General features: G+C 59.8%; 30 protein-coding genes and 4 pseudogenes. All 34 read left to right on the forward strand.

Features of this window, described 5'->3' with window-relative positions; all coding sequences use genetic code 11:
• Positions 1-183, forward strand: a pseudogene (locus JFT80_RS14710) (hypothetical protein); the annotation flags it as partial.
• A gap of 229 nt (positions 184-412) precedes the next feature.
• On the forward strand, positions 413-994 hold the full coding sequence (locus JFT80_RS14715) for a recombination protein NinG (protein ID WP_201148348.1): 582 nt from the start codon (positions 413-415) through the stop codon (positions 992-994).
• A complete protein-coding gene (locus tag JFT80_RS14720; RefSeq protein ID WP_201148349.1) occupies positions 991-1,572 on the forward strand; it encodes a hypothetical protein in 582 nt (193 codons plus the stop codon). Before JFT80_RS14715 ends, JFT80_RS14720 begins: the two co-directional genes overlap by 4 nt.
• Before the next feature lie 420 nt (positions 1,573-1,992).
• Positions 1,993-2,316: a phage holin, lambda family gene (locus JFT80_RS14725; RefSeq protein ID WP_201148350.1), complete on the forward strand. Its 324-nt coding sequence runs from the start codon at positions 1,993-1,995 to the stop codon at positions 2,314-2,316.
• On the forward strand, positions 2,313-2,690 hold the full coding sequence (locus JFT80_RS14730) for a hypothetical protein (RefSeq protein WP_201148351.1): 378 nt from the start codon (positions 2,313-2,315) through the stop codon (positions 2,688-2,690). The genes JFT80_RS14725 and JFT80_RS14730 overlap by 4 nt, the downstream gene beginning before the upstream one ends.
• Positions 2,691-2,703: 13 nt before the next feature.
• A complete protein-coding gene (locus tag JFT80_RS14735) occupies positions 2,704-2,853 on the forward strand; it encodes a hypothetical protein (protein WP_201148375.1) in 150 nt (49 codons plus the stop codon).
• Positions 2,854-2,868: 15 nt separating this feature from the next.
• Positions 2,869-3,063: a hypothetical protein gene (locus JFT80_RS14740; protein WP_201148352.1), complete on the forward strand. Its 195-nt coding sequence runs from the start codon at positions 2,869-2,871 to the stop codon at positions 3,061-3,063.
• A gap of 274 nt (positions 3,064-3,337) precedes the next feature.
• Complete coding sequence (locus JFT80_RS24875; protein WP_274610195.1) at positions 3,338-3,472, forward strand: hypothetical protein; 135 nt, start codon at positions 3,338-3,340, stop codon at positions 3,470-3,472.
• Complete coding sequence (locus JFT80_RS14745) at positions 3,472-3,663, forward strand: hypothetical protein (protein ID WP_201148353.1); 192 nt, start codon at positions 3,472-3,474, stop codon at positions 3,661-3,663. Before JFT80_RS24875 ends, JFT80_RS14745 begins: the two co-directional genes overlap by 1 nt.
• Positions 3,660-4,139: a proteasome subunit beta gene (locus JFT80_RS14750; protein WP_201148354.1), complete on the forward strand. Its 480-nt coding sequence runs from the start codon at positions 3,660-3,662 to the stop codon at positions 4,137-4,139. The genes JFT80_RS14745 and JFT80_RS14750 overlap by 4 nt, the downstream gene beginning before the upstream one ends.
• Positions 4,096-4,719 carry a putative metallopeptidase gene (locus JFT80_RS14755; protein WP_201148355.1) on the forward strand — a complete coding sequence of 208 codons (624 nt, stop codon included), beginning with the start codon at positions 4,096-4,098 and terminating at the stop codon, positions 4,717-4,719. The genes JFT80_RS14750 and JFT80_RS14755 overlap by 44 nt, the downstream gene beginning before the upstream one ends.
• Positions 4,720-4,752: 33 nt before the next feature.
• A complete protein-coding gene (locus tag JFT80_RS14760; RefSeq protein WP_201148356.1) occupies positions 4,753-5,214 on the forward strand; it encodes a DUF2280 domain-containing protein in 462 nt (153 codons plus the stop codon).
• Positions 5,201-6,502 carry a terminase large subunit domain-containing protein gene (locus JFT80_RS14765; RefSeq protein ID WP_201148357.1) on the forward strand — a complete coding sequence of 434 codons (1,302 nt, stop codon included), beginning with the start codon at positions 5,201-5,203 and terminating at the stop codon, positions 6,500-6,502. Before JFT80_RS14760 ends, JFT80_RS14765 begins: the two co-directional genes overlap by 14 nt.
• Before the next feature lie 7 nt (positions 6,503-6,509).
• Positions 6,510-6,785: a hypothetical protein gene (locus tag JFT80_RS25515; RefSeq protein WP_242482949.1), complete on the forward strand. Its 276-nt coding sequence runs from the start codon at positions 6,510-6,512 to the stop codon at positions 6,783-6,785.
• Between the two features lie 46 nt (positions 6,786-6,831).
• Positions 6,832-7,971 carry a DUF4055 domain-containing protein gene (locus JFT80_RS14770; RefSeq protein ID WP_242482950.1) on the forward strand — a complete coding sequence of 380 codons (1,140 nt, stop codon included), beginning with the start codon at positions 6,832-6,834 and terminating at the stop codon, positions 7,969-7,971.
• Positions 7,964-9,007 (forward strand): phage minor head protein, encoded by a 1,044-nt coding sequence (locus JFT80_RS14775; RefSeq protein ID WP_201148358.1) that lies wholly within the window; start codon positions 7,964-7,966, stop codon positions 9,005-9,007. Before JFT80_RS14770 ends, JFT80_RS14775 begins: the two co-directional genes overlap by 8 nt.
• Before the next feature lie 80 nt (positions 9,008-9,087).
• Entirely contained in the window at positions 9,088-9,783 is a 696-nt protein-coding gene (locus JFT80_RS14780; RefSeq protein ID WP_201148359.1) for a hypothetical protein, read from the forward strand.
• 14 nt (positions 9,784-9,797) lie between these two features.
• Positions 9,798-10,814 carry a coat protein gene (locus JFT80_RS14785; RefSeq protein WP_201148360.1) on the forward strand — a complete coding sequence of 339 codons (1,017 nt, stop codon included), beginning with the start codon at positions 9,798-9,800 and terminating at the stop codon, positions 10,812-10,814.
• Between the two features lie 46 nt (positions 10,815-10,860).
• Positions 10,861-11,364: a hypothetical protein gene (locus JFT80_RS14790; protein ID WP_201148361.1), complete on the forward strand. Its 504-nt coding sequence runs from the start codon at positions 10,861-10,863 to the stop codon at positions 11,362-11,364.
• Positions 11,365-11,404: 40 nt separating this feature from the next.
• Positions 11,405-11,794 carry a DnaT-like ssDNA-binding protein gene (locus tag JFT80_RS14795; protein WP_201148362.1) on the forward strand — a complete coding sequence of 130 codons (390 nt, stop codon included), beginning with the start codon at positions 11,405-11,407 and terminating at the stop codon, positions 11,792-11,794.
• Between the two features lie 3 nt (positions 11,795-11,797).
• Positions 11,798-12,154 (forward strand): hypothetical protein, encoded by a 357-nt coding sequence (locus JFT80_RS14800; RefSeq protein ID WP_201148363.1) that lies wholly within the window; start codon positions 11,798-11,800, stop codon positions 12,152-12,154.
• A complete protein-coding gene (locus tag JFT80_RS14805; RefSeq protein ID WP_201148364.1) occupies positions 12,154-12,693 on the forward strand; it encodes a hypothetical protein in 540 nt (179 codons plus the stop codon). The genes JFT80_RS14800 and JFT80_RS14805 overlap by 1 nt, the downstream gene beginning before the upstream one ends.
• A 33-nt stretch (positions 12,694-12,726) precedes the next feature.
• Positions 12,727-13,122 (forward strand): phage tail terminator-like protein, encoded by a 396-nt coding sequence (locus tag JFT80_RS14810; protein ID WP_201148365.1) that lies wholly within the window; start codon positions 12,727-12,729, stop codon positions 13,120-13,122.
• Between the two features lie 66 nt (positions 13,123-13,188).
• Entirely contained in the window at positions 13,189-14,106 is a 918-nt protein-coding gene (locus tag JFT80_RS14815; RefSeq protein ID WP_201148366.1) for a phage tail tube protein, read from the forward strand.
• 78 nt (positions 14,107-14,184) lie between these two features.
• Complete coding sequence (locus JFT80_RS14820; protein ID WP_201148367.1) at positions 14,185-14,667, forward strand: hypothetical protein; 483 nt, start codon at positions 14,185-14,187, stop codon at positions 14,665-14,667.
• Positions 14,668-14,669: 2 nt separating this feature from the next.
• Positions 14,670-14,930, forward strand: coding sequence for a hypothetical protein (locus JFT80_RS14825; RefSeq protein WP_201148373.1), 261 nt, complete (start codon positions 14,670-14,672; stop codon positions 14,928-14,930).
• A gap of 33 nt (positions 14,931-14,963) precedes the next feature.
• A complete protein-coding gene (locus JFT80_RS14830) occupies positions 14,964-15,302 on the forward strand; it encodes a superinfection immunity protein (protein ID WP_201148374.1) in 339 nt (112 codons plus the stop codon).
• Between the two features lie 305 nt (positions 15,303-15,607).
• Positions 15,608-16,096 (forward strand): annotated as a pseudogene (locus JFT80_RS25520) (phage tail length tape measure family protein); the annotation flags it as partial.
• Between the two features lie 67 nt (positions 16,097-16,163).
• Positions 16,164-16,286: pseudogene (locus JFT80_RS25525) on the forward strand (hypothetical protein); the annotation flags it as partial.
• A gap of 84 nt (positions 16,287-16,370) precedes the next feature.
• Positions 16,371-16,808 carry a hypothetical protein gene (locus tag JFT80_RS14840; RefSeq protein ID WP_201148369.1) on the forward strand — a complete coding sequence of 146 codons (438 nt, stop codon included), beginning with the start codon at positions 16,371-16,373 and terminating at the stop codon, positions 16,806-16,808.
• On the forward strand, positions 16,769-18,082 hold the full coding sequence (locus JFT80_RS14845; protein ID WP_201148370.1) for a hypothetical protein: 1,314 nt from the start codon (positions 16,769-16,771) through the stop codon (positions 18,080-18,082). Before JFT80_RS14840 ends, JFT80_RS14845 begins: the two co-directional genes overlap by 40 nt.
• A gap of 181 nt (positions 18,083-18,263) precedes the next feature.
• Positions 18,264-18,572 (forward strand): hypothetical protein, encoded by a 309-nt coding sequence (locus JFT80_RS14850; protein WP_201148371.1) that lies wholly within the window; start codon positions 18,264-18,266, stop codon positions 18,570-18,572.
• A gap of 70 nt (positions 18,573-18,642) precedes the next feature.
• Complete coding sequence (locus JFT80_RS14855; RefSeq protein WP_201148372.1) at positions 18,643-19,128, forward strand: DUF1833 family protein; 486 nt, start codon at positions 18,643-18,645, stop codon at positions 19,126-19,128.
• A 374-nt stretch (positions 19,129-19,502) separates the two neighbouring features.
• Positions 19,503-19,720, forward strand: a pseudogene (locus JFT80_RS14860) (hypothetical protein); the annotation flags it as partial.

Below are 19,720 nucleotides of genomic sequence, written 5' to 3' on the forward strand. Positions count from 1 at the left end.
TCACCTGACCTACGCGGAAAAGTTGGACCTGATGGGGGCTGCCCCTTGTTCGGTCCTGATGGGTTCCCGGTAACCCGCCTATTCAGCCGGGCCCAGGGCATCGCCTACACCGATCGCATCGTTGCCGACTTCACTGAGCGCGGTGTGGTGTTCACGGATCTGCTCGGCGAGGTGGCGGCATGACCAGGATCCTAGTCATGGGCGCAGGCTCTCTTCATTTGGCGCTCGCCCTTAGAGCTCTCGACAACGTGACAAGAGTTGTAAGAGAGCCTGAATGCTTTGGCGTCAACAGCGCTTCATACGGCTGGCAGGTACCACCGATGCTGGAGGATGACCCATTCCGTGGCGGCGGACGTAGCAAGGGTGAAAAGAAACGTGCTGCGCGGGAACGTCGCATGAAAGGAGGTTACTGATGGCTATCCAGTCGAAACCACCCCGCGCCAAAAAATGCCGAGTCGAGTCCTGCGGGGCCTCATTCGCACCTTCGCGTTTGGGCCAGGCGGTCTGCAGCCCGGCCTGCGCAATCCTCGATGCACCGAAGAACCAGGAGAAGGCGCGCAAGTCGCTAGCCCAGGTCGAACGCCGCGAGATCAAGGTGCGCAAGGAGAAGCTGAAGAGCAGGGCGGATCACCTCAAGGACACGCAGCAGGCCTTCAACGCCTGGGTGCGCGAGCGTGACGCCGAGCTTCCATGCATCAGCTGCGGCCGGCACCACCAGGGCAAGTACGACGCCGGGCACTACCGCACCGTGGGTAGTAATCCGGCGCTGCGCTTCGAGCCGCTGAACTGTCACCGCCAGTGCTCACCGTGCAACACCCAGCTGTCCGGGAACATCGTGAACTACCGCATAGCACTGGTTAAGCGGATCGGCGCCGAGGCTGTGGACTGGCTGGAAGGTCCGCATGAGGCCAAGAAGTACACCGTCGAAGAACTGAAGGCGATGACCGCCGACTACCGGGCAAAAACAAGAGAGCTGAAGGGGAGAGCAGCATGAATATCAACTCTGCACGTCAAGCGTGGCACGACTGCACCTACAACCCGGCACCAGGCCAGACATCGGACGTCGTCCAGCTTGGAGTGGTAGTTCAATCGACGGAGCGCGGCCCGACTGCGAACCATGCCATGCACAGTGCGCTTGCCGGACACATCCAGTCGGCAATCGCCAGGCTCCACCCGCAGGTCCGCCTGTTCGGCGAGTACATGTACGCAGCAAATCGCGACGACGACATTCGGGAGGCAGCCGAGGAAATGATCTTTGGCATGGTGGTTTCTAAGTCCAAGCGAATGACCGCGGCGAAACGAGAAAAGCTCGAGTACGTGGTGAAGGGGGTTATGCGCCGGTACCGGTACATGCACCAGGGCGGCCAGTCGGCAAACGATGACCCGATGATCAAGCCGGAATCGTTCCGCGCATGGCTGCTCGCCGAGTACGGAGTGCGCCTCGAATCGTTCAACTGGGACCGTGATTGGGAGACGGTTGTGCGCCTCACTTTCGACTGCTGCGAAGACGTCGACAGAATGGCTCTCAGCCCCATTGGAGCGGTTATCTACGAGATGAAAAAGGCAGCTTGACTTCCCGTGCGGCTGAGGGCATCATTTTGCCATATTGAGTATTTTGCCTACGGCAACTTGCTCCACAAACCCGGCCCTCGCGCCGGGTTTTTTCGTTTTCGGCTCCACCACACCCATTGCTCCGAGCTGGGAGTGCTGCTGGAGCTGACTCATTCACCGCAGCCAGGGCGGCCTCACGGAAGGCCTGGACACTGATAAGCCGGCAAGTGCAGTGCTACGACAAAACACCGGCAGCCCGCGTACCCCGTCCTCACCATGCTTACGGGGTGGCGCGAGACTGGATCTGCGAGATCGATGCATTAGGGCGTCGACGTGGAGAGGGTCTTTGGCTGACAGCGTGGAAAGACATGCGCACCTATTCAGGGCCTCAGAATGATCTGGGGCCTTTTTTGTTCATGCTCCCGAAGGGGAGAACACCGGATGCCTGCCATGCCAGACAGACCTGAGAGCTGGGCCAAGTTCTGGGAGGCAATGAGCAATCCGCTCCTACAGGGCGCAATCATGGCGATCCTCATCTGCCTCCTTCGTGTCTTGTACGACGCCAAAGAAACCAGCAAGCGCCGGATCGTCTTCGAAGCGCTGATCTGCGGAGGTCTGAGCTTGTCCGCCAGTAGCGTGATCGCCTGGATGGAGTGGCCCTCGAATCTCTCGGTTGCTGCCGGAGGGGCTATTGGGTTCCTCGGCGTAACCGCCATCCGCGAAATGGTGATCCGCTTCCTGGGTCGCAAGGCTGATGCGGCATGAAGGCATTCGCAGTCGCCGGAATCATCGCCCTGTTCGCCTTACTCCTGGTGGGCATTCAGCACTACCAGGTCGTGGCCCTTCGCGCTGACGTCAAGTTCGAGGCCGGCGAGAAGAAGAAGGCCATCGACGCGAATGCCGTCAGCCTGGCCACCATCACCACCCTGCAAGCTGAAGCGGCCCGTAACGCGGCCTACAGCGCAGACCTGGCCAAGCGCATCAAGGTCAGCGAAGACAAAGCCAAGAAGGCGGAGAAGAACTTTGAAAACCTCAAGCGCAACAGCAAGCCTGTTCGTGATTGGGCTGCTCAGCCTCTCCCTGACGGCCTGCGGGGCAAAGCCGGGACTGGTAACAAAGACGTCCGCCCTAAGAATTGAAGCACCTGCACTGGTGCCATGTGAGCGGATAAACGCGGCAGAAGCTGAAGCCGGTCTGCGCCTGAATGGCGACGTGTGGGAGCTGAAAGACCAAGCCATCAAGCTGCTCGACACCTGCGCCGACCAAGTCGACGCCCAGATCGTACGCAGCAAGAGCAAATAACCCGAGGTGTTCCCGATGCAATTGATCGACAACTGGAAGCAGGCCATGAGCCTGACCAGCGTACAGGCGGGAGCTGCGATTGCTGCCCTGGGTATCGCTGAGCAACTGATGCCATCGCTCCAGGCCGTGCTGCCACCGATTGCCTATGGCGTGCTGGGTGTCCTGGTGATGATCGCCCGGGTGATTCTGCAGCCCAAGCTGACCAAGTAACCGAATCCGCGACACGTTTCGCGAGCAAGCAAATTGTGTCGCGCATTGGAGGGAGTCATGAGTGATCAATCAGGCGAGCACGTTCACTGGGCTACGGATGGCGCGGCCGGCGGCTGGTGTTCATTGATGGAGTTCGAGCCAGATGGGTGGCATACGCTGACACGCGAGCCGGTATCGCCGTCCTATTTGATGATCCAGTCAGATCCTCCGATGGCGAGCACATCGACTTTCACCCTGTGTGGGGAAATATCGAAGTAGTCCCGGTGGAGGGCGAGTGACCAAGCGCAACTGGTCCGTATCGGTCGAAGGCTACAAGCCATTCCCGATGCTGACCTTGGATCAAGCGCTGAGCCATGACGACGCATTGGCGTTTGCCCGGTCGATCTGGCCGGCATGTGAGGTTTCCTGATGAGCAACGTAACGAACATCCGCCACGCAATGCCGCTCAGCCCGGATATCACCAGAGCGATCGTTGAGCTCGATAGCGTCATCGCCAAGGCGGTTGATGCGGCCAGAGCTGCCGGCCTTCCCCAAGGCTTTGTGGTCTCAGTCCTGCATGGGCACGCACACGCACAAACACACATCATGGTGACGGCATGACGACCATTGCCTACAAAGACGGTGTGATCGCCTACGACTCTCGGATCACTCGTGATACCGAGATTCTGTACGACGACTTCCAGAAGTGCCGAGAAGAGAAAGGCGTCAAGTTCATACTTTCGGGCAAGACCAGCCACTACTCGAGATTAATTGCCGCCTACTTTGGTGCCGTCGACTCACGCGACCTTTCCTGCGCAGCCATCGTCATTGATGCTGATGGGCTGTGGTACGCCGGTAACGATGCAGAGGATGGCTTCTGGAAAAGCCCGCTGGTTAGAGACAAGCCCTACGCAATCGGCAGCGGAGGCGTACACGCGCTCACTGCGATGGATATGGGGGCGACTGCTGCTGAGGCGGTTGAGATGGCTAAGAAGCGGGATAATTGCACCGGCGGCCTGGTTCGAACGATCGACTTAAATGGAGCGGCGGGTAATGGATCGTCCAAATCCTCCGAAGTCACTGCTCGATCTATCTGATCTATCCGACTTTGGTATCCGCCTGACGCCGGCTCCTGAGGTGTGGGAATGGCTCCAAGCCGAGATACTTGCCGACACCGGCAGCATCCACAACGAAGACCACGCCCATCTGATCGACGCTGACATCCGTGTGATGTGGGCGTCGTCTGCATTCAGCAAGAAGGGTCGCACCGTAGTAGGCCAAGCCGAAGAGGTCGCGTTTCGTGCGGGTGGCTGGCAGAAGGCCCGGATGGAGCAGCAGATGATGGATTGGTTCGGCGATGTGCCGGCCTACATCATCACCCTGGCTGCCGACTACTGCTCACAGTGCTCCGATGCGGACTTCTGCGCACTGGTCGAGCATGAGCTCTATCACATCGCCCAGGCGAAGGATAAGTACGGCGCCCCGAGGTTTACACAGGAAGGATTGCCCAAGCTGGAGATGCGCGGCCATGACGTCGAAGAGTTCGTCGGTGTGGTCCGTCGCTATGGTGCGAGCCCTGATGTGCAGGAGCTGGTGGACGCTGCAAACAAGCCTGCTGAGGTAGGGAAATTGAACATATCGAGGGCCTGCGGAACCTGTCTGCTCAAGTCGGCCTGACTTCACTGACGAGTTTTGACGGATGACAACCATATGGCAGTGCTACGAAGCGAGGTCAAAGCCTTCATTGTTCAGGCTCTAGCCTGCTTTGATACGCCTTCACAAGTTGTTGAGTCGGTCAAGAAAGAGTTCGGGCTTGAGCTCACCCGTCAGCATTGCGAATCCCACGACCCGACCAAGTATGCCGGTCGAGGGCTGGGAATTAAGTGGGTTGAGCTGTTCCATGGCGCCCGCAAGAAGTTTCGCGAGCAGACCGAAGACATCCCGATCGCCAACCGTGCGTATCGACTGCGTGCCCTGGGCCGCATGGCTGAGAAAGCCGAGAACATGAAGAACATGGCGCTGACTGCCCAGTTGCTGGAGCAGGCCGCCAAAGAAGTTGGCGACATCTACGTCAACCGGAACCGCAAGGACGATCCGGATGATGAGCCGGCAATCCCGACCCGCATTCAGGTGGATGTAGTGGACGCGAGGAAGCCGAATGCCGAGCCTTAACGTCCCACAGTCAACATTCCTGCAGCTGCCCCACAAGTTCCGGGCCTTCGTTGCCGGCTTCGGCTCTGGCAAGACCTGGGTGGGCTGCTCCGCGCTGAGCAAGCACTTCATGGAGTGGCCAGGCGTCAACGCTGGTTACTTCGCGCCGACTTACCCGCAGATCCGGGACATCTTCTATCCGACCATGGATGAGGTGGCCTTTGATTGGGGGCTGAAGACCAAGATCAACCAGGCGAACCATGAGGTTCACGTTTACAGCGGCCGGCAGTATCGCGGCACTGTGATCTGCCGGTCGATGGAGAAGCCGCAGACGATTGTCGGTTTCAAGATCGGTCACGCACTGGTCGACGAGCTGGACGTGCTGACCGCGATCAAGGCTCAGCAGGCCTGGCGCAAGATCATTGCCCGGATGCGTTACAACCTGCCGGGGCTGCGCAACGGCGTGGATGTGACGACCACCCCTGAAGGGTTCAAGTTCGTCTATCTGCAGTTCCTCAAGCAGGTGCGCGACAAGCCTTCACTGGGCGAGATGTACGGCCTGGTGCAGGCGAGCACGTTCGACAACGAGCTGAACTTGCCACCTGACTACATCCAGTCGCTGATGGAGTCGTACCCGCCGCAGCTGATCCTGGCCTACCTCAACGGCCAGTTCGTCAACCTGACATCGGGCTCGATCTACCACTCGTACGATCGCAAGCTGAACAGCTGCTTCGACACTGTGCAGCCCGGCGAGCCTCTGTTCATCGGCATGGACTTCAACGTCGGCAAGATGGCTGCGATCACGCACGTCAAGCGAGGAGAAGGCCTGCCGCGTGCTGCTGATGAGCTGGTCGATGGGTATGACACGCCCGACATGATCAGGCGCATCAAGGAGCGCTACTGGCGCCATAACGGCAAGGACTACGAGAAGACCTGCGAAATCCGGATCTACCCGGACGCCTCGGGCGGCTCGCGCAAGTCGGTCAACGCCAGCGAGACGGACATTGCCATTCTTCGGCAGGCCGGCTTCTCGGTGATTGCGCCGGCGGCTAACCCGCCAGTGAAGGACCGGATCAACTCAATGAACGCCATGTTCTGCAATGCCCAGGGCGAACGCCGGTACCTGGTGAATCCGTTCACCTGCCCGACCTACGCAGACGGCCTTGAGCAGCAGGTGTGGGCAGCCAATGGCGAGCCTGACAAGACGGCAGGCGTCGACCACGCGAACGACGCTGGCGGCTACTTCATCCACCACGACTACCCGATCATCAAGCCGATGACCCACATCCCTGTCACCTTCACCTTCTGAGGCCCATATGCCCAACTACAGCGCCAAACGGCAGGAGTACGACGACGCCTTGCCCGGTTGGCAGCTGGTCAAGCGTTGCGTAGCTGGCCCGCGAGAGGTTCGCAAGTACAACGAATACCTGCCCATGCCGGACCCTCTGAATAAGTCGGAAGAGAACCTGGCCCGGTATGAGCAGCTGAAGAAGCGCGCCATGTTTCTGAACGTGGTAGGCCGTACGCGCACTGGCCTACTGGGCGCGGTAGTTTCGCAAGACAGCAGAGATCAAGCTGCCTTCGGCCGTTAATTACCTGCTGGAGAGCGTCAGCGGTGACGGCGCCAGCCTTGAACAGATGAGCAAGGAGGCCACTGGTGAGTGTCTCGACACTGGTCGCGGCGGCTTCCTTGTGGACTTCCCTAAGATCAAGCTGCCAGAGGGGCAGGCGTCTCTAACGGTTGCCCAGGCAAGCAAGTCGCGCGCGTACATCCAATTCTACTGCGCCGAGAGCATCGTCAATTGGCGTGAAGATGTGATCGACGGAGTGCGCCGGCTGGTGCTGGTGGTCCTGCATGAAAAGATCAATGAGCCATCTGCTGATGGGTTTGAGTTCACCGCCAAGGATCAGTACCGCGCACTGATGCTGAAGGATGGTCGCTACGTGCAGAGCGTGCACAGTGCTGATGATCCTGAAGGCGAGGAGGTCGAGCCAAAGGACAAGAGCGGCAAGCCGTTCGACCACATCCTGTTTCACTTCTTTGGGTCTGAGAACAACGACGCAAGCATCGACAAGGCGCCGCTGGAAGACCTGGCTGAGGTGAACATCCTGCACTACGGCAACAGCGCCACGGTGGAGGAGTCGGGATTCATCAGCTCCCAGCCAACGCTGTTCATCACGACGGACATTCAGCCCGACGAGTTCGTTAAATTGAACCCGAACGGCATGCACATCGGCTCGCGCCGTGGGCACAACCTGGGCAAGTCAGGCACAGCGATCATGCTGCAGGCCAACGAAACCCAGCTGGCCCGCGAGCTCATGAAGGACAAAGAGGCACAGATGCTCATGATCGGCGCTCGTATCGTCCAGCAGGGCGGTGGCGCTGAGACGGCAGAGGCTGTTCGCATCCGGTACAGCTCGGATAACTCTGTGCTGGGCACGATCGCCGGCAACGTCAGCGAGGCTATCCGCCTGGCGCTGTTCGACGCCCAGCGCTTCATGATGGGCACCGTGGACGAAACCGGGACGGTGTTCTGGCTCAACCAGGAGTTCTTCGATCAGATCATGGACGCTCAGGCGATCCTGGCCCAGATGCAGCTCTGGCAACAGGGCGTCATTGCCAAGAAGGACTTGCGCACCAACCTGCGGCAGGCCGGTGTGCTGGAGTCGGATCGCACGGATGACGACATCGACGCCGACCGCGAGGACGAAGCTCCAGTGGTGGGCAGCGAGCCAAATCCGCCAGCCGACCAGAAGCCCGTGGTGAACGATGAGTAGTGAAGGCTATCTGTCGGACGCCACGACCCGTCATCAGATCTACGTCCAGCGTTATGCCGGCGGAAACCTGAAGCGGGTCGCATCGTTCATCAGCAAAGCCATCAACACAGCGAAGGCTCGCGTTGCAGCAGGTCTGAGCGCATACGGGACTCAACGGTACACCTCGCAGATAGAAACGCTCCAAGGCGATTTGCGGGGCATCTACGACGACCTGAAGGGCAGGGCGCAGCTGGACCTCGGCGAGTTCGCGGTCTACGAGGCTGAGTTCAACGCCACCATGCTGGGCAAGGTCGTGAAGGCCGTTGTGCAGCTCAGCGTGCCGTCGGCGGAAATGGTTGCGGCTGCAGCCCTGGCTGATCCGCTGCAGCTCGAAGCTCGCAAGGGTGTGCAGCGCATCAGCATTGCCGGCGCACTCGATCAGTTCGGGACCAAGAAGGCCGCCGAGATCATCGGCGAGATCCAGATAGGCTCCAGCCTGGGCGAGACCAGCCAGCAGATCGGCCGGCGCCTCACCAGCATCCACCAGCTGCACCAGGATCAGGCTACGTCGCTCGTCAGGACCATGACCAACCATGTCGCCAGTTCGGCGCGCATGCAGACGCTCAAGGCCAATGACGACATCCTTAAGGGTAAGCGCCGCATTGCCACGCTGGACGGCAGGACATCGCCGTTCTGTCGGTCAATCGACAATCAGGTTGTGCCGCTCGACGCGCCTTCGCCACCATTCCACTGGAACTGCCGAACCTCGGAGATTCCGGTGCTGAAGGATGAGTATGCGCGGGAGATTCCTGGCTCAACCCGGCCCTCAGTAGGGCCTGACGGTGCTGCTCAGGTGTCGAGCAAGACGACCTATCAGGATTGGCTTTCGCGCCAGCCTGCGGCCTTCCAGCGCGATGTGCTGGGGCCGAGCCGGTATGCCCTGTTCACCAAGGGCGACTTGGCGCTCGACAAGTTCGTCGACGACAACGGCAAGACGCTGACCCTGCAGCAACTGAAAGACCTGGAGCCGCGCGCCTTCGAGCGAGCAGGGCTCTGACAACGAATCATCAAACGACCGGCCATGAGCCGGTTTTTTACGCCTGCGGCTGAGCCAACGGCAAATCATCCGGGGATGAAATGAAATATTTGATCGACAAGGCTGCATACGACGCGCTCGAACCATCCCTGCAGGCTTTCTACAAAGCCCAGGGCGAAGACTACGTGCTGGCTGTTGAGGGGCTGCCCACTGGTGGCGGTGACCTCGAAGGCCTGAAGCGCCAGAACCAGGTGCTGCTCGATGAGGCAAAGGAAGCCAAGCGCCTGAAGCGTGAGGCCGACGAGAAGCTCGCGAAAGAGCAGTTGGACGCCGCCAAGGCGAAGGGTGACTTCGAGCAGCTGTATGCCAGCAGCGAGCAAGCACTGGCTATCGAGCGCGCACGACTGGTGGAACTGACCACCAGCATCGAGCGCCAGGGCATAGCGGCTGCCGCCAGCAAGATCGCCACCGGCATCGCCGACGGCGAGAACGCCGAGATCCTGTCCGAGTTCGTAGAGCGCCGCCTGAAGATCGTAGAAGGCCTGGTCAAGGTCACGGACGCCGCCGGCAACCTGACCATCGCATCCCTCGATGACCTGGCGAAAGAATTCCAGCAAGCGCCGCGCTACGCCTCACTGGTGCGCGGCACGCAAGCGAACGGTGGCGGGGCTGCCGGGGGTAAGGGTGGCGGGGCCACCAAAACGTGGGACCAAATGACCGGTATGGAGCGCGTTGAGCTCCGCCGAACCAACCCCGCCGAGCACGCGCGCATGAAAGCCGCTGCTGAGGCCAAGTAAAAGGATATTCCGCAATGCCAACCATTCTCTCGGACGTCGTGTTTCGCGACGAACTGCGCGACTACATCACCGTCAACAGCGTTGAGCGCACCGCGTTCTTCGAGTCGGGCATCCTGACCACCAACTCGGACATGACCACTTTGCTGGCTAGCCCGTCCAACACCTTCACCATTCCGTGGTGGGTTGACCTGGACGCGTCCATCGAGTCGAACTACTCGAACGACGTGTACACCGACATCGCGGTACCGCTGTCCGTCCACACCGACAGCATGCAGGCGCGCGCTGCGTACCTCAACGAAGGCTTCAACTGCATGAACCTGGTGAAGAACATCACCAATCAGGATCCACTGGAGTTCGTTGCTGGTCGACTGCTTTCCTACTGGCGGAAAGTGGCCCAGCGTCGCGCCATTGCCACCACCATCGGCATCTACAACGACAACGTTGCAGGTAACGGTAGTGACATGGTCGTGGACGCAGGCGGCACCATCAGCGCCGCTGCCATCATTCGCGCCAAGGCAACCATGGGCGACTACTCCGGCGCCTTGGGCGGCCTGAGTGTCATCGCAATGCACTCCGCCGTTCAGACCGAGCTGCAGATCCTCAACCTGATCGACTTCACCCCGATCGCTGACCAGATTCCAGAGTTCGGTCGCTTCCAGGGTATGCGCGTTGTGGTTGATGACGGCATGCCCGTGATCACCGGCACACCGAACAAGTATCTGTCCGTGATCTTCGGCCCGGGTGCTCTCGGGTTTGCGGAAGAAACCCCGCCAGGCGAAGACGGCCTGGAATACGAGCGCGCTCCTGATCGCGGTAATGGTGGCGGTACCGAAACCCTGTGGACTCGTCGCAACTTTGTTGTGCATCCGCTGGGCTACTCGTTCAACAGCGCTACCGTCACCGGTACTCCGACCACCACTCGCCCGATGTCGGCGAACTGGGCGGATCTGGCACTGGCCACCAACTGGACCCGCAAGTTTGCACGCAAGCAGGTACCGCTGGCGTTCATCACTTCCAGCGTCTCGGCCTAATCGGCTCCCAGCCCTTCGGGGCCGGAACAACAGAAGGACAAGAATCATGGCTATCCAGAAAGACAATCACATCGACCCGAATCTGAAGGCGCGCTGGGGCTTCGGTGGCACCGAGGGTGAGCTCACTGTCGGCCCTCAAACTGTCGGCGAAACCGGTGGTGTTGAGCACGCACGTACGCGAATTGAAGGCGGCGCTGCGCACAACACTGGCGGTGGCGCCGAAGCAACTCGCCAGGCATTGGACCTCGAAGCGGTGAACCTGCTGGCTGCTGGCCTTGAGGCTGGCGTGCTGAACCCTGTTGAGGGTGACGGACCGGCACTGCGCATCCATCAGGCGCTGACCGGCTTGCAAGAAAGCATGCAGCGCCTGGCACAAGAGCGGGACGAAGCTCGCGAAGAGCTGGTGGAGCTGAAGAAAGTTCAGCCCGCCGATCCTCTCGCCGAGCTGACCGCTGCCCAACTCAAGGAGCAGCTGGACGCCAAGGGCATCGCCTACAAGTCGGGCGATCTGAAGCCTGAGCTGTTGGCACTGCTGAAAGCAGCTCAGTAACACCCGGGGCTTCGGCCCCACTCATTCAAGCGGAGGCCTGATGGCAACCTACATCACTGTGGCGGACGTAGACGGCCTACTCGGGCCGACATGGGCAGCCGATGACAAGAAGGCGCGCGCAGTACTACAGGCCAACGCCTATCTGACCTCGCTCAACCTGGTCGGTGTCGACATGGACGCCATTCCTGAAGAGGTGAAGCAGGCCGGCGCCGAGCTGGCGGTGGTCGCCTCCCAGGGCAAGCTGTACCAGCAGCACACCGAGGGTTCGCTGGAAGCCAAGACGGTCAAGGCCGGATCGGTCACCACCAGCAAGACCTTCGCCTCGATCGACTCGAGCAAAAGCACCTCGCTGCCTGATGGCGTTCAGTTTGCCCTTGGGCTGCTGGGTCAATGGCGCGGCAGCCCATTCAGCTTCAACGTCTACAGGTGATTCATGGGCCTTCGCGAAGAGATCCAGACCGACCTGGCCGAGGCGTTCGACACTGACCTGGCGGATGCGGTGCAGCCGTTCACTGGGGGCGTAACGATTCCGGGCACGTGGGACCCAGTCACCGAGACTGGGTCCGACCCTGTCGTCATCGCCTACAGCGGTCGCGGAGTGTTTGATGAGTTCAAGATTGAGCGCATCGACGGCATAAATATTCGCGCCAAAGACCAGCTCCTGATAGCTCTCACCAACGAGACCACTGGAACGCCGGACATCGGTCACAAGATAAATGGCTTCGATGTGGTTAACGTCCAGCAAGATCCGGCTGGAGCGCACTGGGAAATCCAGCTGAGGCAGGCCTGATGACGAATAAAGCAGGGTGGAGCCATAGCCTTACCGATTTCGCTGATCAGGCGGGGGATGACATAACGCAGATGGCGAGAGTCATTGCGATATCGATGCTGACTGAAGTAGTGACGCGATCTCCGGTTGGCAACCCTGACCTATGGCAGGCCAACTTGGCGCTGACCAGCAAAAACACGGCCCTGGCGGATGCCTATGACGCCAATGTCGATGTGCGTAATGCCAGCAACACCGGTCGCAAGAAATTCAAGAAGCTGACTCAGCGCGAGCGCAGAGAGAACTTCTATGTTGACGCCAAGGCTGCCGGCAAAGGCTACATCGGGGGTACGTTCCGGGGTAGCCACATGGTTTCCATTGGGGCGCCCGACATGACCGTCATTGAGCGCGTGGATCCGTCAGGGTCGGCAACCATCTCAGATGGGTCGATGCTGATCCGAGCCTCTGGCAATTTCCCAGTGATCTACATCCAGACCAACAGCCCGTACGGCGAGATGCTCGAGCTTGGGCATTCCACCCAGGCGCCTGGCGGGGGTTTATGACCTTGCCTTCATCGGCGTGAGCGAGGCTTATCGATGACGTATGAGCAAATCAGGGTGCTGATCACCGCACGCATGGCTGCATTCGCCGGCTTGGATCAGGCCCGAATCGGATACCCCAACCAGCCTTCGGTATTCAATCCGCCGGCGACGGGTGCCTGGTGCCTACTGAACATCCAATACGCAACAGCCTTCATGGCGGGGATGGCAGACAGGCCGCACACCCGCAAGCCGGGACAGATCAGCGTTCAGTGCTTCGTTCGAACGCAAACCGGCACGAAGGCGCTGAATCAATTGGCCGACGCGCTGGAAGCTCACTTCGGTTACTGGCAGTCAGGTGATCTTGAATGCATGGAAGCCAGTCAAGTCGTTGCGGGTGAGCTTGAAGGCTTTTACCAGATCAACGTGAACATCCGGTTCCGCGCCGGCTGACGCAACGAACAATGCCTCGCCCGCGCTCTGCGGGTTTTTTTATGCCCGCAATCAGGAGACACCAATATGTCGAGCGGAGCCAAAGTTGTAAGCCACATCATTGCAGAGGTGACGCCAGGAGTTACCCCGGCTGGCGCATGGGACACACTGCGACTGACCGGAAACGCCCTGACGCCCACCGTAAACACCGCTGTCAGTGACGAAGTGAATGATTCCCGGCTCAGCCAGGGTTCGATCGTCACCAGCGCAGACATCGGCGGGGACCTGACGGCAGAGCTATCCTTCGGCTCATTCGACAAGCTGCTCGAAGCTGCCTTCTATGGCAACTGGACCAGCAACGTGCTGACTGTTGGCGATGTACGCCACACCTTCAGTATCTCCAAGGGGTACGTCGACGTAGGTGTCTACAGCGTGTTCAAGGGCGCGCACGTGTCCACCTTTGCACTCGACATCCCGTCAGACGGCAAGATCACCGCAACCTTCAATATGGCGTGTCTGGACTATGCCGACAGCGAGGCGCCGATTGCTGTGACGCCTGGCGCGCCGACAACCACCCCGTTCCTATCCAACAACAACGTGGGCACCATTCTCGTCGACGGGACATCTCTCGAAGGTGTCGCGTGCGTGTCGGCCATGACCATCAACCTGGATAACAGCCTGCAGGCTCAGCGCTGCATCGGCACCACCAGGCTCGGGCCGGGCGCACAGATCGCCACGGAAGCGGCTATCACCGGCACCATCGTGCTGGCTTGGTCGAAGCGGGCATGGGAAATCTGGAAGAACACCTTCACGCGCCTACCTGTCGCGATCGAGTTTCCGATCACTGACAGTCTGGGCAATGAATACGTTTTCGAGTTCCCGGCTGTCGAGATTGATGGTGAGCTGCCGAGTGGCGGCAAGCGCGATCTCATTGAGGTCACCCTCAATTACACCGCTGCGAAGTTGGCGCCGACCATCACGCGCATCCCTTTCGTTACACCATAAACAACTATCCACTTTGGCTGCTCCGGTGCTTACGCCTGCCGGGGCGGTCCTTTTTTGGCATGGCGTTGAGGATTCATCATGGCTTTGCAAATGAAGAAAACCCCCGAACTGACTGACACCAAGTGGGCCAAGTACGACGAGGAAACCAAGATTCTGGTCGCTGGGATCGACAATCCTGAATACCAGATCGCCATGGAGCGCGCCCGCCGTCGCATTCAGCGCAATGACGCGCAGTTTGCCGAGGGCCAGGTTGGCGTGGTGTCCGGCGAGAAGACCGAGCATCAGAACCACTGCATGCTGCTGGCGAACTTCATCGTCAAGGATTGGGATGGCGTTCAGGATGAACACGGCAACCCGCTGAAGTTCAGCGTGAGCAACGCCTACGACCTGCTTGAAAGCAACATCGACTTCTTCCTGTTCGTTCTCCGCCAGGGCAGCGCCACCGCGACCGAGACAGCCAAAGAGCTGGCGGAAACCGTGGGAAAGCAGTCGCCCGCTTCGAATGGGAGCGAGAGTGGGCAGGTCAAGCCGACAAACGACGAGCCATCTTCAAAAGCCTGAAGCTGGCGGTGCCGGATGAGCCGCCGACCGACCCAATGACGGCGCACCTGCTGAACAGCTTCCGCAACGTGTGCCGCGGTCGACGATTCATCACGACCATGGCCGGCGCCTTCCCACTGCCGCTGTCGGCCCGGGAAATCAACGACTGGCTTGAGGCGCACCCGTCGCCCATGTCCCGGCGAGAGATGGATCAGGTGATGTTCGCCCTGGATGAGGTCAGTTTGAATAATGACGAAGATGATGAAGACGACGAAGAAGACTGATGCTAGCCTCTCGAGATCAATCAGGAGGCGGTCATGTCAGGCGGATCAGATACTCTCGCAATCATTTTGTTTTTTCTAGCGATCATCGTGTACTTCGTGCCAGCGATAGTGGCGTGCTACCGGGTACACCACAACACCACCTCTATTATGCTGACCAACATCTTTCTTGGATGGACTGGCATCGGCTGGATTGCCGCGCTGGTGTGGGCGGCGTCCAGCACGGCCATGGCGAAAGAGATCTTGCCATCAATTGCAGCGACGACTCCAGGCGACAAGTACACAGAGATCGATCGGATATCGCAGCTAAAAGATAGAGGCATCCTGTCCGAACAAGAGTTTCAGGCCGAGAAGGCCAAGCTGCTCAGTAGCTGAGCAACCAACAGAACAAAGAGCCCGCCTAGTGCGGGCTTTTTCATGCCCGGAGAAAACCCATGGCGCAGACATCCCGCCTCGTACTTGAGATCGACAGCCGTGACGCCGAGCAGAAGGCCGTCGATATGCGCAAGGCGCTGGAAGGCGCAGAGAAGGCCGGGGTCAGTCTTCAGCCGGCACTCAAGCGCACTAGCGAGGGCATGAAGGATGTCGGCAAGAGCGCCGACGAGGCTGCCAAGTCGATCGAGGATGAGCGCGACGAAATCAACGCGCTGCTGAACAGCATCAATCCTCTGAACAAGAAGATGAATGAACTGGAGGCGCAGGAGATCGCGCTGGCGAAGGCGCGAAAGGCCGGTAAGATCGACCTCGACACCTACAACGAATATCAGTCAAAGATCACTTCAACGCGCAACGAGCTCCATCGATTCGATGACTCCCTGACCCGTAGTGGCAACACCGCCAAGCAGACAGCTGCCGCACTGCGCGGTGTTCCTGCGCAATTCACCGACATCGCGGTATCGCTGCAAAGTGGCCAGGCGCCGCTGACCGTATTCCTGCAGCAGGGCGGACAACTCAAGGATATGTTTGGCGGCGTCGGTCCGGCAGCGCAGGCCTTGGGCGGCTACGTCGCAGGCCTGATCAACCCATTCACGATTGCCGCCTCGGCGGTTGGCGTATTCACCCTGGCTGCTTACAAGGGCTACGAGCAGTCCGAACTGTATCGCAAGGCCTTGATCTCTACTGGTGACGCGGCAGGCCGGACGGCGGATGACCTGATCGCCCTGTCCGGTTCCATCGCCGGCGGGCGCAGCTTCGCAAGCCAGCGAGGCGGTACTGGCCCTGGCGAACAACGGGCGCCTGACTGGCGAGGCCTTCACGCAAGTGGCCCGTGCGGCGACCGAGCTGTCTGTCGCCACCGGCAAGAGCGCGGGCGAGATCGCCGACCAGCTGTCCAGCACCAAGGGCAAGGTTTCCGATCTGGCTGCCGAGTACAGCGACAAGTATGGCGTGATAACTCTGGCCGTATTTGAGCAGGTCCGCGCCCTTGAGCAGCAAGGCGATCGCATGGGTGCGATCAAGGTGCTGGCCGGTGCGGTAGCGGATGAGATGGGCGCGCGCAACCGGGAGATGGTCGAATCCACTCGCGGCCTGGCGAGAGCGTGGGATGACGTAAAGGTCAGCGTTTCCGGGGTCTGGAATCAGCTAAAGACGGGGCTTTCTGCAAGCCCTGAGCTGTTCAAGCTGCAACACCTTCAGGGTCAACTCCAGTCGGCGCAAGAGATCGGCGACAAAGCGCTGATCGCCGGCCTTGAGAAGCAGGTCGCACTGGCTCAGGCGGCAGTCGATGCCAAGACTCAGGCGTCAGAGGCGGCGGCTGCAGAGCTGAGCGAACGCAAAGCGACCATAAACGCAGACAAAGGCTGGCAAGAGGACGGCCTGAAATACCGCACCAATCAAAAAAGATGGAAGATGACATTGCTGCCACGCGAGCGAAAGGGCTAGCAGCCAAGGCCTCCGAAGCTGAGATCGAGCAGCGCATCGCCAAGATACGCGAAGAGTACGCCAGTAAAGAGCCGAAAACGCCGGCGCCGCGAGCCTACACCGAAGATGCCGGCATGAAGTTTTTGGATGCAGCACGCCAGACCCAGGCCGTGCTGCTCCAGCAGAACGCTTCGCTTAACGCTCAGGGCATCGCTACCGAGCGAGTAGGCACGCAAGCTCAGGCCCTGATCAAATGGGAGCAGCAGCTCGCCGACATCAAAAGCAAGCAGACACTCACGGCTGATCAGAAGTCGCTATTGGCGAGCCAAGAACTCATCACCGCCCAGCTCAAGAAGAACGTCGCCCTGGAGCGCGAGGCCGAGATCAGCAAAGACATTCAGCAGGCGCAGAAGGATCAGGTGCAACTGCTGACCCTAACCGGCCAGTTGCTTGAGGCTAACAAGCTGAAGTCCAGCCTGGACGACGCGGCGCAGATGGCAGAGTACGAGCGCCAAGGCAACACCGAGGCCATGAAGCGTCTCGAAACCATGATCAAGATCCGTGACATCAACCTTCAGTCAGCGCAGAAGCCGGGGACTGTCGAGGGTGTTACGCAGGCCCCGGCTGCTACGGGCCTGGACGGATCGGTCGGCGGGCCAATGAGCGAGATTACTCGGCTCAACGAAGAAGCTGCAAAGATTGAAGCCTGGCGGTCGATGGAATTGGAAAAACAAGCCGCTTACCTCGAGCTTCGCGCGATCAACGAAGAGACGTATGCCGAGCGCGTAGCGAACATCAATGCTCAAGGCCAGGCTCAGCGCGCAAAGATCGAGCAGGCGAAGAATCAGGCCATTCTGGTCAGTAGTGCGGACTTCTTTGGAAGCATGGCATCGCTCAGCCAGTCCGGGCATAAAACTCTGGGTGCCATCGGAAAGGCGGCGGCAATCGCGCAAGCGACCATCTCGGGTTACACCGCGATCCAGAACGCCTTGGCAGTCCCGCCTTTCCCTGTCGGCATCGCGCTGGCGGTGGCGGCTGGCGTGACCACTGCTGCCAACATTGCCTCTATCGCTGGAGTAGGTTTCTCGGCCGGCGGCTATACAGGCGCAGGCGGAGTTAATCAGCCTGCTGGCACGGTTCACAAAGGGGAGGTCGTCTGGAGTCAGGCCGATATCAGCCGCTTCGGAGGCGTTGCTGCGGTTGAGGCGCTGCGCAACGGCAACGTCTCTCCGAGGAAGGGGGATCGAGCGGCGGCAGCAATTCGGCCGGCGCATCAACTTCATCCCCTAGCATGAACGTTGAGATAAACAACTACTCATCGGCGAAGGTCAGCACTCAAACGGACGAGGCTGGCAGGCTGCGGGTTATCATCCAGGAGGTTGAAGCCCATCTGGTTCAGGGCGTGGCTCAGGGCAATGGCGACTTCAACAACGTTTTAGAGCACTCCTACGGACTGAGTCGGCAAGGGTATTGATTATGAATGACATCGAATGGAACAAAGATGACTTCGGGAAGGAGCTCGCGGGCTTTCTGGCCAAGTTCTTTGGCGTTGGCGAGCTGACGGCGTCTACGCCTATGCATGAGATCAGAGCGCGACTTGAGCTGGTAGGCGTGATGCTTGGCCGTTCGCTTGCCGTCTGCCTGCATGAGGGGCCGGTCGGTGCTGACATCGCGATGACTATTCGGGCGTCTGAGCAAAAATGGAAGGAGAGCTCGTTGAGGGCGGCCGGGACAACTTTCGGCCCCGCCGGAAAGGTCCGAGAGATCTGGAGCACAACAGACTGATCCGCAAGCAACAAGTCGCAAGCCCGCCAACTCGGCGGGCTTTTTTATGCCTACAGAAAAGGATTTGGCAATGAGCAACCCAATCGCCATCTGCTACGCCTCTGCGGGTAGCGACATGATCATCAACTCGATCGAGGCGATGTGCAGCATTTGGCCTGACTCCATCAGGTTCTGTGCTGGTTATGACGACTACATCTTGGGAACCGAGGATGGTCGGACGCCACTGTTCACCGCCATGGGGTTTGAAGAGGCGCTGCCGTCGCGAGACAACAGCGCATTCCAAAACCTGCTGATCGGCTTGGACAACACGAACGGTCTGGTCCAGCAGAAGCTGGAAGAGGCCCGGGCAGCCGAGGCGCGAGTCACGATCGCCTATCGCCGGTATTTGGAAAGCGACCTGAGCTATCCGCAAGAGCGGATGCACCTGTCGCTGCTCAATCGGCAGTACGAAGGCGATACCGCAACGCTCACCTGCGGACTGTTCGACCTGCTGGGCACCGAGTACCCGCGCCGCAAACTGACCGCTGCCATCGCCCCGGGAATCATCTTCATATGACCGACCTCGCCAAGTACATGCGGGCTCCCTACGTGGACGAGGCGCGGGGCCCTTTGGCGTTCGATTGCTGGGGCTCTGCCGCGCGATACGCGCCGAGGTGTTCGGCTTCGCGATGCTCCCAAGCCTTGGAGGTGTCGGGCGCAATCGTCTGCGCAGCAACACCAAGGCTTATCAGGAGTTGAGCAGGGGCATGGAAGAGTGCCAGCCAGAGCCTGGGGCAATCGCCGCAGTTTTCCGTAGCTCCCAGCTTGCCCACGTCGGCGTAGTGGTCGAGGTCGAAGGCCGGCTAAAGGTCATCGACACCAACCTGGCGGCGTGCGGGTTCGCACAGTGCGCGACTTCGAGTCCGATTATCCGAGAGTGGTGTATTACAAATGATCGAATTTTACCCGAACAAGATCGCCGACTCGGCGCCGATCGCGACCTTCAAGACCAATCGCCGCATGTCCCTGGAAGAGTGGCTGAAGTCGCAGGCACCAGGGTACGAGCGCCGGGAAAGCGCGCCGATCAGCATTGAGCTCAACGGCGAGATCATCGAGCGCACCTGTGGCACAAGGTCAAGTTCAAGCCTGCCGACCATGTGCAGATCTGG

The organism is Pseudomonas sp. TH10, from assembly GCF_016651255.1.
GTDB lineage: Bacteria > Pseudomonadota > Gammaproteobacteria > Pseudomonadales > Pseudomonadaceae > Aquipseudomonas.

Excerpts from the sequence above, each read along its gene's own strand:
- JFT80_RS14715 (WP_201148348.1), top strand. The coding sequence starts at position 413 with ATGGCTATCCAGTCGAAACCACCCCGCGCCAAAAAATGCCGAGTCGAG.
- JFT80_RS14720 (WP_201148349.1), top strand. The coding sequence starts at position 991 with ATGAATATCAACTCTGCACGTCAAGCGTGGCACGACTGCACCTACAAC.
- JFT80_RS14725 (WP_201148350.1), top strand. The coding sequence starts at position 1,993 with ATGCCTGCCATGCCAGACAGACCTGAGAGCTGGGCCAAGTTCTGGGAG.
- JFT80_RS14730 (WP_201148351.1), top strand. The coding sequence starts at position 2,313 with ATGAAGGCATTCGCAGTCGCCGGAATCATCGCCCTGTTCGCCTTACTC.
- JFT80_RS14740 (WP_201148352.1), top strand. The coding sequence starts at position 2,869 with ATGCAATTGATCGACAACTGGAAGCAGGCCATGAGCCTGACCAGCGTA.
- JFT80_RS14745 (WP_201148353.1), top strand. The coding sequence starts at position 3,472 with ATGAGCAACGTAACGAACATCCGCCACGCAATGCCGCTCAGCCCGGAT.
- JFT80_RS14750 (WP_201148354.1), top strand. The coding sequence starts at position 3,660 with ATGACGACCATTGCCTACAAAGACGGTGTGATCGCCTACGACTCTCGG.
- JFT80_RS14755 (WP_201148355.1), top strand. The coding sequence starts at position 4,096 with ATGGATCGTCCAAATCCTCCGAAGTCACTGCTCGATCTATCTGATCTA.
- JFT80_RS14760 (WP_201148356.1), top strand. The coding sequence starts at position 4,753 with ATGGCAGTGCTACGAAGCGAGGTCAAAGCCTTCATTGTTCAGGCTCTA.
- JFT80_RS14765 (WP_201148357.1), top strand. The coding sequence starts at position 5,201 with ATGCCGAGCCTTAACGTCCCACAGTCAACATTCCTGCAGCTGCCCCAC.
- JFT80_RS25515 (WP_242482949.1), top strand. The coding sequence starts at position 6,510 with ATGCCCAACTACAGCGCCAAACGGCAGGAGTACGACGACGCCTTGCCC.
- JFT80_RS14770 (WP_242482950.1), top strand. The coding sequence starts at position 6,832 with ATGAGCAAGGAGGCCACTGGTGAGTGTCTCGACACTGGTCGCGGCGGC.
- JFT80_RS14775 (WP_201148358.1), top strand. The coding sequence starts at position 7,964 with ATGAGTAGTGAAGGCTATCTGTCGGACGCCACGACCCGTCATCAGATC.
- JFT80_RS14780 (WP_201148359.1), top strand. The coding sequence starts at position 9,088 with ATGAAATATTTGATCGACAAGGCTGCATACGACGCGCTCGAACCATCC.
- JFT80_RS14785 (WP_201148360.1), top strand. The coding sequence starts at position 9,798 with ATGCCAACCATTCTCTCGGACGTCGTGTTTCGCGACGAACTGCGCGAC.
- JFT80_RS14790 (WP_201148361.1), top strand. The coding sequence starts at position 10,861 with ATGGCTATCCAGAAAGACAATCACATCGACCCGAATCTGAAGGCGCGC.
- JFT80_RS14795 (WP_201148362.1), top strand. The coding sequence starts at position 11,405 with ATGGCAACCTACATCACTGTGGCGGACGTAGACGGCCTACTCGGGCCG.
- JFT80_RS14800 (WP_201148363.1), top strand. The coding sequence starts at position 11,798 with ATGGGCCTTCGCGAAGAGATCCAGACCGACCTGGCCGAGGCGTTCGAC.
- JFT80_RS14805 (WP_201148364.1), top strand. The coding sequence starts at position 12,154 with ATGACGAATAAAGCAGGGTGGAGCCATAGCCTTACCGATTTCGCTGAT.
- JFT80_RS14810 (WP_201148365.1), top strand. The coding sequence starts at position 12,727 with ATGACGTATGAGCAAATCAGGGTGCTGATCACCGCACGCATGGCTGCA.
- JFT80_RS14815 (WP_201148366.1), top strand. The coding sequence starts at position 13,189 with ATGTCGAGCGGAGCCAAAGTTGTAAGCCACATCATTGCAGAGGTGACG.
- JFT80_RS14820 (WP_201148367.1), top strand. The coding sequence starts at position 14,185 with ATGGCTTTGCAAATGAAGAAAACCCCCGAACTGACTGACACCAAGTGG.
- JFT80_RS14830 (WP_201148374.1), top strand. The coding sequence starts at position 14,964 with ATGTCAGGCGGATCAGATACTCTCGCAATCATTTTGTTTTTTCTAGCG.
- JFT80_RS14840 (WP_201148369.1), top strand. The coding sequence starts at position 16,371 with ATGGGTGCGATCAAGGTGCTGGCCGGTGCGGTAGCGGATGAGATGGGC.
- JFT80_RS14845 (WP_201148370.1), top strand. The coding sequence starts at position 16,769 with ATGGAAGATGACATTGCTGCCACGCGAGCGAAAGGGCTAGCAGCCAAG.
- JFT80_RS14850 (WP_201148371.1), top strand. The coding sequence starts at position 18,264 with ATGAATGACATCGAATGGAACAAAGATGACTTCGGGAAGGAGCTCGCG.
- JFT80_RS14855 (WP_201148372.1), top strand. The coding sequence starts at position 18,643 with ATGAGCAACCCAATCGCCATCTGCTACGCCTCTGCGGGTAGCGACATG.